Origin of the sequence: Pedobacter vanadiisoli (assembly GCF_042684385.1) — a bacterium.
GTDB classification, from domain to species: domain Bacteria; phylum Bacteroidota; class Bacteroidia; order Sphingobacteriales; family Sphingobacteriaceae; genus Pedobacter; species Pedobacter vanadiisoli.
On sequence record NZ_JBHULL010000003.1, the window covers coordinates 517,668 to 531,142 of the forward strand.

9 protein-coding genes and 1 tRNA gene are annotated in these 13,475 nt (G+C 39.5%); 7 read left to right on the plus strand and 3 right to left on the minus strand.

Annotation, left to right across the window (positions count from 1 at the left end):
* Positions 1-43: 43 nt before the first annotated feature.
* The 4 genes from ACFSR6_RS03225 (at position 44) to ACFSR6_RS03240 (ending at position 6,437) form a co-directional block, all read left to right on the plus strand.
* A complete protein-coding gene (locus ACFSR6_RS03225) occupies positions 44-1,201 on the plus strand; it encodes a helix-turn-helix domain-containing protein (RefSeq protein ID WP_379074845.1) in 1,158 nt (385 codons plus the stop codon).
* Positions 1,202-1,258: 57 nt separating this feature from the next.
* A complete protein-coding gene (locus ACFSR6_RS03230; RefSeq protein WP_379074847.1) occupies positions 1,259-3,514 on the plus strand; it encodes a TonB-dependent receptor domain-containing protein in 2,256 nt (751 codons plus the stop codon).
* 362 nt (positions 3,515-3,876) lie between these two features.
* Complete coding sequence (locus tag ACFSR6_RS03235) at positions 3,877-4,653, plus strand: helix-turn-helix domain-containing protein (protein WP_379074850.1); 777 nt, start codon at positions 3,877-3,879, stop codon at positions 4,651-4,653.
* A gap of 347 nt (positions 4,654-5,000) precedes the next feature.
* Complete coding sequence (locus ACFSR6_RS03240; RefSeq protein WP_379074852.1) at positions 5,001-6,437, plus strand: arylsulfatase; 1,437 nt, start codon at positions 5,001-5,003, stop codon at positions 6,435-6,437.
* 431 nt (positions 6,438-6,868) lie between these two features.
* Here the strand turns inward: ACFSR6_RS03240 and ACFSR6_RS03245 are convergent, their stop codons facing one another.
* Positions 6,869-8,137 carry an Hsp70 family protein gene (locus ACFSR6_RS03245; protein ID WP_379074855.1) on the minus strand — a complete coding sequence of 423 codons (1,269 nt, stop codon included), beginning with the start codon at positions 8,135-8,137 and terminating at the stop codon, positions 6,869-6,871.
* Between the two features lie 157 nt (positions 8,138-8,294).
* Here ACFSR6_RS03245 and ACFSR6_RS03250 point away from each other — a divergent pair, with 157 nt between their 5' ends.
* Complete coding sequence (locus tag ACFSR6_RS03250; RefSeq protein ID WP_379074858.1) at positions 8,295-9,257, plus strand: hypothetical protein; 963 nt, start codon at positions 8,295-8,297, stop codon at positions 9,255-9,257.
* Between the two features lie 7 nt (positions 9,258-9,264).
* Here ACFSR6_RS03250 and ACFSR6_RS03255 read toward each other — a convergent pair whose 3' ends face one another.
* The gene (locus tag ACFSR6_RS03255; protein WP_379074861.1) at positions 9,265-11,358 is read right to left on the minus strand and encodes an HRDC domain-containing protein; all 2,094 of its coding nucleotides are present in this window, start codon (positions 11,356-11,358) and stop codon (positions 9,265-9,267) included.
* A gap of 226 nt (positions 11,359-11,584) precedes the next feature.
* Here ACFSR6_RS03255 and ACFSR6_RS03260 point away from each other — a divergent pair.
* Both ACFSR6_RS03260 and ACFSR6_RS03265 read left to right on the plus strand, forming a co-directional pair.
* Positions 11,585-11,658 (plus strand) — tRNA-Ile (locus tag ACFSR6_RS03260).
* A 118-nt stretch (positions 11,659-11,776) separates the two neighbouring features.
* Positions 11,777-13,018, plus strand: coding sequence for a tyrosine-type recombinase/integrase (locus tag ACFSR6_RS03265; RefSeq protein ID WP_379074864.1), 1,242 nt, complete (start codon positions 11,777-11,779; stop codon positions 13,016-13,018).
* Positions 13,019-13,195: 177 nt separating this feature from the next.
* On the opposite strand, the gene ACFSR6_RS03270 is transcribed toward ACFSR6_RS03265, so the two are convergent.
* The gene (locus ACFSR6_RS03270; protein ID WP_379074867.1) at positions 13,196-13,453 is read right to left on the minus strand and encodes a hypothetical protein; all 258 of its coding nucleotides are present in this window, start codon (positions 13,451-13,453) and stop codon (positions 13,196-13,198) included.
* Between the last annotated feature and the right edge of the window lie 22 nt (positions 13,454-13,475).

Consider the following 13,475-nt stretch of genomic DNA (forward strand, 5'->3'; position numbering starts at 1 on the left):
CCATTGATTTGCCTTTTGCCTTCCAATTCCCGTATATTCGTTTATGCTTTTCCAATTCGGCCTGCGCAGTTCGCTTTTGCTCATCTTTTTTACGCATCTACTGGTTTATGCTTTTCTGTTCTGGAAACGCGGACATCAGCAGGAACGTTTATCTGACAGGCTGTTAGGTGCATTTGTTTTTCTATCAGCACTTTTTATATTTCCCTGGATGTCGGGATTTGCGGGCTGGTATGATACGCAGCCTTACCGCGAAATCTTATTTTATACCCCATTTATCCATGCACTCTTTTTTGGGCCGCTGCTTTATCTGTACTTAAAAAGCCTGACTAATGCTAAATATCGTTTGCAAAAAAGCGATTGGTTGCATTTTATACCCGGGGTGCTCTATATTCTTTGGGCTTTAATTGTGCTGGTTACTGATAAGCTGATTTTAGGACATTATTACCTGATGAATGGCGAAACAGATCCCGATTTTGACAATTGGTATAACTGGGCCTGGTCAGCAAGTTTAATGGTTTATTTGATCTTATCAATACGCTATTACCGGCAATATGTTGTTTTTTCATGGTACGAATTCTCCTTTGCCGATGCGGCCAGTTTTAAATGGCTGCGCAACTTCCTGTATGCATTTACCGTGCTGACCATTTTGCTCTTCTCTGAGCATATTGTGAGCTTATTTATTAATTTATTTTACATCAGGTCATGGTATTATTTCTTCGCTTTCTCTATTATTACTTACTATATGGCAATAAGTGCCTATTCGGCCAGGCCAATCATTAAACTGAATTTCGACCCGGAGTTGCTGTTAACTTACCAACCCCTGTTAATAGAAGAGCCTATTCCTGTTGCAGAAGAAGACCAGAGCTGGATGCAGGGATGGGTGGCGAGTATCGAAGCACTGATGGATATCCAAAAGGTTTATCTCGAACCTGAACTAACTTTAACTGAACTGGCAAGAAAAGCCGGTACAAATGCTTCGGTACTGAGTAAGGTGATTAATAAAAATTATGGACAAAATTTCAGCGATTTTGTGAACAGCTACAGGGTTAACGAAGTCATTCGTCTTTTGGAACTACCTGAATATCAAAATTTCACCCTGTTGGCTGTGGCCTACGATGCAGGTTTCAATTCTAAATCTACCTTTAACCGTGCCTTTAAAAAGGTTACAGGCATGAATCCAAAGGATTATCCAAAAAATTAGTGGTGCCAAATCATATTTTGAAGCGATATGCCTTAACCCGCATGCGACTTTTGAGGTATGAAAACAATACTACTCAGTTTATTCTTTTTTTGCAGCCTGAATGCAATGGCTCAAATTACAGGCACAATTTACGATGAAAAAAAGCAGCCGTTACCAGGTGCCGTTATTAGATTTTACAAGGCTGTTAAACCAGTCAAAACCTTACTGACCGATAATCAGGGATATTTCGCCTACAGTGGTACAGCCGATTATATGGTTGTTACCTATACAGGCTTTCTGACTGACACTTTAAAAAGATTAACCACAGATATGCTTATCCAGCTCAATCCTGATACAAAAGCACTAAAGGAGGTTAGTGTAATTTCTCGTCAACCCATCATTCGGCAGGAAACCGACCGTTCAGTGATCAGTGTTAATGCACAGGTTAAAAAGCTGGCCGATAACGGACTGGATATCGTAAACCTTGCCCCGGGTATAACGGTAAGTGATAATGAAGATATGATCACAATGAGCGGCAAGTCTGAAGTTCAGGTGATGATCAATGATAAAGTGGTGAAAATGACTGCCCGCGATCTGGCTAAAATGTTGAAAGCTATGCCCTCAGGCAATATAAAACAGGTAGAATTTCTCAGCAATCCACCTGCCAGATATGAAGTAAACGGTAACACCGGAATCATTAATATCAAAACAATTGGTGTTAATAAAGGATTTAGGGGCAATGTAGACTATAGTACCTCACAAAGTAATCATAATTGGACCGATCTTTCAACTTTACTAAATTACGGTGCAGGGAAATTGGCAATAAGCGGTTATGGCGCCTGGCACAGTGGTGGCTACCTGACCCAAAATACGAAAATGCGTCAGCTGTACCCGGATATGATCAATCAACAGACCAGTAGCCTGGATAAATGGAGTGATCCGGTTTTTCGTATAACTGCCGATTATGCTGCCAGCCGCAACAGTACTTTCGGTGGTGTGATTGAGCGGGAATCCAGTACAAATACAGGGAGTTATGATACTTATTCGCAACAGGGCGCTAATAGTTACCAGACCACCAGTCGTGAGCTTAGTGTGCGGCACTGGAACACCTATAACCTGAATTACCGGTACAGCGATACACTAGGTACCGAATTCACCGTAGACCTTGACCGTGCCGATTTTTATAAAGATGGCAGTATCGAACTGGTCACTACCAGTCAGCCTTCGCTAAATTACCAAACAACTACTGGTATAAGTATCAGTACAATTAAAGCCGATTATACACATTCGTGGAAAAATAAACTCAAGCTCGAATCGGGGTTTAAGATTGCAGGTGTACGAACCGATAATACCCAGGATGAGAATCTTTTTCATTACTATGAAAATATCCGTGCAGTGTATAGCAGTTTAAGCCAGAATAAAGGGCATTGGGGCTGGCAATTGGGTTTGCGGGCAGAACAGACGGAAGCCAAAGGAGAAACCAGTTCATTCACTAAACCTGATACAAGTTACATTAACTTTTTGCCTTCTGCATATTTTACTTATGCGCCGAGTTCCAAACATCATTTACGCCTGTCGTTGAGCCGCCGGATCAAACGGCCAAATTATAACGACCTGCAACCTTTTTCTTACGTGTTAGACCCGCTTAACCAGCAAACGGGTAACCCCCTGCTGCGCGTGCAGCGCAACGACCAGGTTGAGCTAACCTATACTTTTGATGACAGGATTTCTCTGATCAGTACCTTTATGCACATGGCTGATTATTTTAATACTGTTTATCGCCAGTCAGGCAGCATCCTTATAGAAATGCCGGCTAACGCCAGTACCGTGAATACATTGAATTTTGATCTCAACTATCCGGTGAAGATCACTAAATGGTGGAATATGCTCAATAAGCTCAATGTGGGTAATGATCATTTTACCGGAGAGTTGTTTCAGGGGAAATTGGATCAGGGTAAATGGCGCTATCAACTCTCCAGCAGTCAGCGCATTAACCTGCCCGGTAAATACCAGTTGCAGCTGAGTGGTCGGTATACTTCTGCTTCGCAAAACCTGATCTATCTGCAGCAAAGCAGCGCTAATGCGAGTGCAAGTATCAGCCGTAAATTTTTTAATGATCAGGCCTCACTGCGGATCGGGATTAGTGATATTTTTAAGACCCAGCGCCAATATACCATTGTAAACTTCGGTAGTTTACAGTATACTGATTTCGGTACTTTTGAGAGTCGGCGTATTTCCCTGAGTTTCAACTGGCGATTCGGCAATACGAAAGTTCGCCAGGCCGAAGAGCGCCGTGGCGGTAACGCCGATGAAAAGGGAAGAAGCGGCAGTTGATCAATTGGTTACCGTCTAAGCTAATAAAAGTTCTTGCTACAGGATAAGTCAATCTGAGGTATACACAGCAACATTATAATGGAAAATAATGAATTCAGGATGGATGGGTAACATTCATCCTGAATTTTGTGAGGCACCTCACTGGTAAAGAAGATTAAAAAAGATGATTAGCCAGCTCTATTGATAAAATAATAAAATAAGAGGGTACGCGGTTCTGATCTTTTATTGCTACCTAAAGTCAGTACATATTGCTAACGCGCCATTGAATTACAGGTAGAATTTTACCGTTAAAATAATTATTTTAGCAGATTGTAACCTAATCAGATAAATTTGATCTTACTGTTGTTTATCCTTAAGTTTTTATGATACAGCTAGAGCCTATTAGCGGTTTTTTTAAGAGGCAACATGCGTTGCAGGCGCTATACCCAATGCGGATGTTGATTGTGTGTGGAGGAACTGGCTTTTTATGCATGAACTCTGGCGATTACCCCTTGTTAAAGGGCAGGGTCTTTTTTATTCCGGAAGAAGGCCTGGTGAGGTTGGATGGAGAAATTACCTCAGGTTATTGGCTAAGTTTTAGCAGTTTACTATATGCCGAATTCTTACTTCAGCATTTAGATCCCCAGGCTAAAAATCTCTTTTTAAATTTATCTTTCAGGGATCTCGATCAGCACAGATCAATTAAAACCTATAATCTGCTCGATCAGTTAACAAGAGAAATCAATAGTAAAAGTGATATTTCTTTTTTAGCACAGTACCTATCGTTGTTTCTGGGTTTTACGGCTGGCTTAGATGGTTATCTTGCTGCTTTTAACTTAGATGATTTGCAGGAGGTATTGCGTTTCAGGGCCATTTTAGAACAATTTTATAGGAAAGAGAGGTCTATTCAGTTTTATGCAGAGGGCATGGGGATGAGTGCCGGTAAATTGAATAAATTTTTAGATCGTGTGCTCGGAAAAAGTCTGGCTGTGCTTATAAAAGACAGGATTATGCGCGAAGCAGAAGAATTATTGCTTCATAGCGATTACACTGTTGATGAAATAGCTGCACTTTTGGGTTTTGAGCAAACTGTTAATTTCAGCACCAGTTTTAAACGTCATAAAGGCATTTCGGTACTTAAATTTAGCCGTCTCACTTAGAAAGAAAAATTGGTGCGTCTGCCAAAGAAATTTTCATCAATTCAACGTCGTCTCTTCTAGAGAACAGGTATTCCAGACCTCACTACATTAATTGTTCTAGCGCCTAACGCGTAAAGTTTTGCTTACTGCATCTATTTTATCAGCCGCACCAATTTTGTGCAGGCTAAATTATAAAATCTTAACTTAAAGAAAAAAAATATTCCTAATAATGTTACGCAGTTGTATTTTATTATTTACAAACGTGTGTCTGCGGTAATTCAGGGGGTAAAATAAAAGTCTAGTGGATTTGTAGATTATTTTTAAAAAATTATATTTGCCAAAATGTAATCATTGTGAAACAAGAGTTTATGAGACTTTTTACAAAATCAACTGCACTAAAACTTATTACTTTCGCCATACTGATGGCTAACTTTGCCGCTGTACAGGCACAGGGTAAAAAGAAACCGAATATTATTTTTATACTGGCAGATGATTTAGGTTATGGAAATGTGCATAGCTTTAATCCAAATTCTAAAATTCCAACACCCCATTTGGATAAACTAACCGATGAGGGGATTAAGTTTACCCGTTTTTACTCAGGAAATACCGTTTGTGCACCTTCAAGATGTGCTTTAATGACTGGCCTTACCATGGGCCATGCCTGGATAAGAGGCAATGCCAAGGCAAAGGATGGTCTTGCTGCTTTACGTGCACAGGATTTTACCCTTGCCGAAAGCTTAAAAGCAAACGGATATAAAACAGGTATGTTTGGTAAGTGGGGGCTTGGCGATGAAGACAGCAAAGGCGCCCCGCATTTAAAAGGTTTTGATAGTTTTTATGGATACCTGGATCAATCGCATGCGCACCATTACTACACCAACCGCCTGTACGAAATTGTGAATGGTAAAACCGTAAAAGTGCCTGTTGATACCACGAAATATACTGAAGACCTGATTGTAAATAAAGCTGTTGAATTTATTAAAGCCAACAAAGATCAGCCCTTCTTTTTGTACCTGCCTTTAACGGTTCCACATGCTGAGTTAAAAGTGCCGGCAGAACTATTAAAGAAGTTCCAGAATGCAGATGGCTCGAGTAAATTCCAGCCTGAAACACCTTTTGAAAAGAAAGGGAACTACAGCAGTGAGGCACAGCCACATGCCGTTTTTGCAGCAATGGTAAATAAACTTGACGCAGATGTAGGTACTATTGTAGACCTGGTTAAGAAATTAGGGTTAGATAACGATACCTATATCTTTTTTACCAGTGATAATGGTCCACACAAAGAGGGCGGGGCAGATCCTGTATTTTTTAACAGCAGTGGCGAATTTAGAGGAATAAAAAGAGACCTGTACGAAGGTGGAATCCGCGTACCATTAATTGTAAGGGCACCTGGTAAAATTGCGGCCAGACAGGTTAATACCACACCATGGGCTTTTTGGGATGTATTGCCGACCCTTGATGATCTTACCGGTACAGTACCACCAAAAAATATAGATGGTCTGTCGTTCGCTCCATTGTTAAATGGGAAAAAAGCCGCTAAAGAGCATGAGTATTTCTATTGGCAGTTTAATGAAGATGGATTAAAAGAGGCTTTAACCAAAGGCGATTGGAAATTGATCCGTTTTAAAGATAAAGGTACCCCCGAAAAATTAGAACTGTATAACTTAAAAACTGATATCGGGGAAAAAAATAATATTGCTGCGAAAAATCCCGATATAGTAAAGTCACTTTATGCTTTAATGAAACAGGCTAAAACACCATCAGAAAATCCAATTTTTGATTGGTCCGAAGTTGAAAAAAACTAAGTGTTTTGTGTAAGCAGGACGATTAAAAAATGAATTAGGATTTATCTCGGCCTATAATTAGTTTCTCCACATATCATAAAACCCTATCGGTAGGTGTCTCACCGGCCGAAATAGAATTGGGAAATGAGCGGTTTGTGGTTCTTGGCGGTTTGCAATCCCGCTTTCATTTCATTGCTCGCTACGCTGTGGGCTTTACATTGCAATCGGGTTTAGGAACGAGGGTTCAGCACCCTGCAGCCCCAAAAATGAAATGCTGTTTTGGTCACCTGGCCAGAGTTGCAGCGTTACCCTGCAGCAATGAGGTATCCCGAACTTTCGGGAAAGCATACAAGCGTAAAACGGGAAGAAAGTTGGTGTTTTATATAGGCAGAGCGCCCCAAACCCAAATCAGAATCTCTTTTTTAGCCTGTAACGGTGTATAGCCTACGTGATCAATTTTCGAACAGATAGCCGCTATAGGCCAAACCTTTGGCTACACTTTTAAAATTATCACCAGAATTTAGTGGGATGTGAGGAAATTTGGATCTAAAAAGATTTTGCACGGCCGAAACCATCGAGGTTCCTCCAGTTAAAAACAAGCAGTCAATATCGACCGGATTGATTTGGTGTGCTTGCATAAACTGATCCAGGTAAGCATCGATTTTGTGAATGTCTTTTTCGATAATAGCATTGTACTGTCCTAGCGAAATATTTTCATTAATCTCAATGCCCATATTGCTGTAAACGAATGTAGAAACAAGCTGGTCGGAAAGCTCGATTTTGGTTTTCTCTATCGACCTGAACAAAGAATAACCCAGGTTATTTTCAACAAGTGTGATCAGGTTTTTAAATTTAGGATCATTCCCGGAGTAATAATAATATTCTTCAATTTCTTTCTGGATCTTTAAACCATTAAAAAAATTCATTTTATCCCAGGTGCAGATATTTGCAAAAAGTGACTTGGGGACATTTAAGACTTTGCCTGGCGTGGCCTCATATAAGGTGTTTTTTCCGAAATATGGTGTGCCTTTATCCCACATGAAGGCAGAATCAAGACTATCACCTCCAATGTAAATGCCGCCGGATGCTATCATATCGTTTTTGCGGTCTTTGCTGCCAACCTTGGCCGGATCGAGAATAAGGTAGGTAAAATCGGTTGTTCCTCCACCTAAATCGGCTACTAAAACACGCTCTTTCTGGGTAATGGTTTTTTCATAGGCAAAAGCAGCCCCGATAGGTTCAAACTGAAAGCGAACATTGGTAAAACCGGCACTTTCTGCTGCTTTTTTTAACCTGGTTTGTGCCAGGGTATCTTTCATGGTATTATCGTCATCAAAAAAAACGGGGCGACCTATAATGGCTTTTTGACAATTTTCACCAATAATCTGATCGGCTTTCGCTTTTAAATCTTTAAGAATGAGCGCCACCAGGTCAGAGGCGGTATATCTTTTATTATGGATACGGGTTTCGGTAAAAGTAGTTCTGGAGAGGATCTGTTTGATGGATTTGATAAAACGGCCTTTCATGCCGTCATTTAAATAAGCATCTATTGCTTTTTCGCCTACAATATAACTTTCTCCGTCAACAATGCTTTTTACTTCAGTAAAATAAATCAGTGAGGGGATAGAAATCGTTTCTACAATTTCTTTCTTTTCTTCATCATAAATAGAAAGTGCCGAATTGGTTGTTCCAAAATCGATTCCGTATAAAAACTTACTCATGGTCTGATATGCTGTGGCTGCCGGCTAAAATGGGGTTGCGAAAGTATTAAAAAAAAGCGGGGCCTGAAAGCTTATTAGCTAAAAATATCACTTATATATAAATAAAGTCTTATTCTGTATATTTAAGAAATTGTTTACCCTATAAATCAAAACACAGTTGAAAACAGCCAAACTCTCTTTGCTGGTGCTAATACTCCAGCTTTTCTGTACAATCACGGTTTCTTTAGCGCAGAAAGTAGATACTGTAAAAACCGGGATTTATGTAACCAGTATACACGACATAGATTTTAAAGATAAAGAATATACCATTAACTTCTGGCTGTGGTTAAAATATAAAAACAAAGAATTTAATTTTGTGGATAACCTTGAAGTACCGCAGGCTAAAACAGTGAGTAAGTCGTTTTCTACCGTCGATACCATTGGTGATGAAGTGTATATGCTGATGAAGCTGCAATGTGTGATGAAAGATTCATGGTCGATTAACAATTTTCCATTCGACCACCAGGTATTAAGGCTTTCTGTAGAAAATTCACAATTCGATTCCTCATCGCTGCTATTTGTACCCGATACACTGGGCAAACAATTTGATCCTCGGTTTACCTTACGCGGGTGGAATATCGACAGTTTAAAAACTTCTGCAGCAAATAAAATTTATGAAACGGCTTTTGGCGATCCAAGTATAAAAGTACCAAGAACAGAATATAGCAGTTATAAGGTGAGGATCGGGATTAGCAGAGATGCTTTTGGTTTGTTCTGGAAAATGTTTTTAGGCATGTATGTGGCATTTTTAATTGCCTATATGTGTTTTTATATCCATGCTGATAGTATCGATTCGCGTTTTGGGTTAAGCGTAGGCTCTCTTTTTGCTGTAATTGGTAATAAATACATAATAGATGGTTCGCTTCCTGAATCCACTACTTTTACACTGGTAGATACCCTGCATGGCATTACCCTTATATTTATCCTGGCGGTTATTGTATCAACAGCACTTTCACTTAAGTTGATTAAAAGAGGCAAGGAAGAAAAAGCCCAAAAATTTGACCACATTTTTTCGATTGCACTTTTGGTAATTTATATCCTTTTAAATGCTTTTTTTATCATAAAAGCTATAAATGCTTAACCAAGGGTTAAAATAACTCGCTGGTGCCTAAATGCGCATTCACAATACGGGTAATCTGCTGGCCAAGTTCTTTTGCGTTGCCTATGCCTACACTTTTAAGTGCTGCCAATTGGTCGGTAGTTCTGGGCATTTTTTCGGCAATAGAAAGTAATGCTAAATCAGAAAGTACCGCATAATCGGGAGTGCCACGTTGTAGTGCGATTGTTTTGCGCCATTCAACAAGGTTTTTATAAACCTGTGGATTGGAAATCTCTTTTGGCTTAATGCTAGATTTAGCCGGTTTTTTCTCTGGTTGTTTATTGCTTGTTGCGTGCAAAGTGTTGATATATTCTTTGATCGAAAAGGGATTCCAGGAAATTTTAAACAAAGCCAGTTTGACCATGAGTGCATCTCTACAGTCGTTTAGTGCAGTAAGCAGCTTATCAGAGTGCGTATCGTTATAAAAGTTGATGGCTACAATTTTTGCGGTTAGGGCGATGAGCTGTTCCAGTTTTGGAACGAAATAATCAGACGCTTTTTGCAAACGTTCCATAAAAGCACTTTCATTTGCCGGATTTTCGTTGGTATTTATTTTCGAAAATTCTTTGGTGATAAAATTTCTGGCTACTTTAAAAATTTCATGCTGAAAGAGCTGGTTTCCCTGTTCGTAAATCGATAAGAAGGCAATTTTTTCATCTTTGTCGACGAGTTTTGAGCGGCCGAGTTTTTCCCAGTCTTTGGCAATCAGGGAGAAGTCCAGCAGCTCATGAATCAGCCCCCAGGTATATTGCTGTGTATAACGTGCCAGCAGCGCGGCTGTAGGTTTATCCTGGTGAGCGGCTTTGGTAAAATCGATTACTTTAGCGTCGGTAATAATGTTTTCTGGTAAAACAGGCGATTTTAGGATAAGTCCTTCCAGGCTTCTGCAACGGCTCAGTGCTACGTAAGCTTGCCCGTGGGTAAATGCGGTGCTTACATCAACTATCGCCTGGTCGAACGTTAATCCCTGGCTTTTATGGACCGTGATGGCCCAGGCAAGTTTAAATGGGTATTGCGAGAACGACCCGGTACTGGTCTCGTCGATTTTATTTTCTTCGTTACTCAGGCTATATTTAACATTCTGCCAGATTTCTTTTTCAACTTCGATTTCCCTGCCACCATTGGTAAAGGTTACTTTTATTGAATTGTCACTAATCGCTGTAATTTTTGCCGCTTTTCCGTTGTAGAATTGCTTTTTACCGGAAGAATCATTTTTAATAAAAATAACCTGGGCACCCAGTTTTAACTGGAGCTTTTCGTCGGTAGGATAGGCATCTTTAGGGAAGTCGCCGCTTACCTCTGCATTGAATTCGAAAATTTCGCCTGGTAATTTATCTAAGCAGCCCTGGTTAATTTCGTTAACCAGTTGGTTATGTGTGGTAAGTGTAATGTAATCGTCTTTCCATTCCTGATCCAGCGATGGATCGTAGCGTTCATTCAGTTTGGCAAGCAGATCGGCATTGAGATTGTTTTCGCGCATGCCGTTCAAAATATCCAGAAATACGGGATCTGATTGGCGGTAAACTTTATCTAAAGTAAAAGTTAGCATTGGCGTTGACCTGAAGATCAGGCTATCGAAAAAGTAAGGGCTGGAGTAATAACTGCCCAGGATATGCCAGGCATCGTGAAAAATAGGAGAGAGCTGGTAAAGATCGCCTATCATTAACACCTGAACGCCACCAAAGGGACGGTTTGAGCCCTTAACCCGCTTTAAAGTCCGGTCTATAAAATCAATCAGATCAACCCTAACCATACTAATCTCATCAATAATCAATAAATCAAGGCAGCGCAATAACCTTGTTTTTTCGTCTGAATATTTAAAATTAGTTTCAGCATTTTCATCAACAGCGGGAACCAAAGGGCCGAAAGGAATCTGAAAAAAGGAGTGGAGCGTTACGCCACCGGCATTTATTGCTGCAACAGCAGTGGGTGCAACAATAGCGAAATTCTTTTTTGTGGTATCCCTGATCTTGCGGAGGAGGGTAGTTTTGCCTGTACCGGCTTTCCCCGTTAAAAAAACAGGCTGGTTGGTGGTGGCTAAAAAATCTAAAAGAAGTTGGTTGTCCGGATCGGGCGTATTCATATCAATTACAAAATTAACCTATTCGAAATTGATTTAAATACAGGTTGGCAGGTGTTTTATCCACATTTTTTAAGGAAAGCCAGGCATCAGTTAAATAAAAAATAAAATTAAGCACTTGAAAATGAGTTTGTATTCTTACCTTTTATAAAAAAATGCCGAAAACATTTTCCTAATTTCAATTCAAATTTGTAATATTGCACTCGCAAAAAAGCCAAGGCTTTTTTCCGGGCCTATAGCTCAGTCGGTTAGAGTAGAAGACTCATAATCTTTTGGTCCCTGGTTCGAGCCCAGGTGGGCCCACAAATTTTTAAAAAATCTGCCTTTAAATAGCTTTAAAGGCAGATTTTTTACTGCAAAATTACTGTTAATTTTCATCAGAAGTTCAATTCCTGATAGTTTACTGCAAACTTTTAAGGCTATGAATTCTGTAATCCAAAAAATTAGCTATCAAATCAGACCCTATCCAACGATCCAAAAGAAAACAGGAAAACACGCTTTTGGACTTCAAATTGTTATCGACGGTGACCCGCGAATGCTGCCAATTGAAATTTATTGGTATAAAGATCAGTTTGATTTTAAAAGCGAACTTTTTTTGATCAGCGATATTGAACCTGATAGAGTTAGAGATTTGAATTTTTCTATAGCAAAAGAGAAAAGCCGTGCTAATGACATTTTAATGCGCTACCGGCTTACGGATAGGCTAATCACGCATAAACAGTTCAAATGGGAGTTCACCAATTATGCAAGTCGGGAAAACGTACACGAATGGCTCGAAAGTAGAGCGGACAAAATGTTGAGCGATGGAGAAATAAAACTACCAACAAGAACGACATATACCACGAAATTTGCCAGGTTTAAAAGCTTCTATCCTGGCCCGTTGCCTATTTCGGATATAAACAGCGTACTCATAACCAAATTTAACAACTATTTACGATCCAATTATGCTTACAATACAGTAATTGGTACACACAAGACTTTTAGAAAATTCCTCACTTTAGCAGGAAAAGAAGGGTTGATCCCCGAAAGCCCATATACAAGCACAAAAATTAACAATTCGTATATTGAAGGGGAGAGGGAGAGTTTGGAACCATATGAGTTAATCCAGCTAATAAACCTTTTCAAAGAAAAGGAACGTTTGACTGAAACTCAACTTAACGTTTTGGAAATGTTTGTTTTTGCAGCGACGTCGGGCGGGTACAGATTTTCTGAACTTCAAATTTTGCATAGCAAACACATTAAGTTTGGCGTATTAAGGTTGGATACCGTTAAGGGTGAAAACAGCGGGGTAAGTCTTAGAGTTGATTTACCTGATATTGGAAAAAAAATTATTGAAGGTAGGAAAGGGCTAATTTTTAGGACTGTATCAGAACAAACTGCTAATAAAACATTAAAAGTTTTGACATCTATGGCTGGAATAAACAAACATATTACTTTTCATTCGGCTAGAGATACTTTTGGAACTTTTTACGTTTATTATGGTGGCGATATAACGGTATTAAGCAAGGATATTTTAAAGCATTCGAAGCTAGAAACAACAATGATCTATCAGAAAAAAAGTTCCGAAATGAAGCGAAAGGATATGCAGAATTTTAATCGCTTTTCTCTACCAACCTTTGGATCTCATAACGATGTTATCAACGATACTGAAGAAAAATTATGATCAATCATAGGCATTTTCATCTGTATGAAACCAATATCACATTAATGACTGTGAGGGCCGTTGTTGTTATTTATGGCTGTGCTGCAGCAAATAAAAAAGCCTCTCATTTCTGAAAGGCTTTAACAATCTCATGTCGGCATTTTGCGGTTACCGAAGTTAATAAAATTTGGATTAATCTTAGGTTTTCGATACTAATTCAGCTTCTTTTACTTCCTTTTTAGCTTTACGCTTTTCAGCCCATCGGTCAATCAGTTTCATTGCAATTTGTATAATCCCGGAAACAATAAGACCTTTTACGTATGTGTTCGGATCACCCAGGGGTGGGGCATTTTGTGCAATAAGATTAGCGGTTTGATGGATGCTATCCTGTGCGATTTCAGCCATGCCTGCAAAACCCAGAGTACCCGCGGCCATTTGAATTGATGTTTTAATCATTTATAGTTTAGTTTGTTTGGTT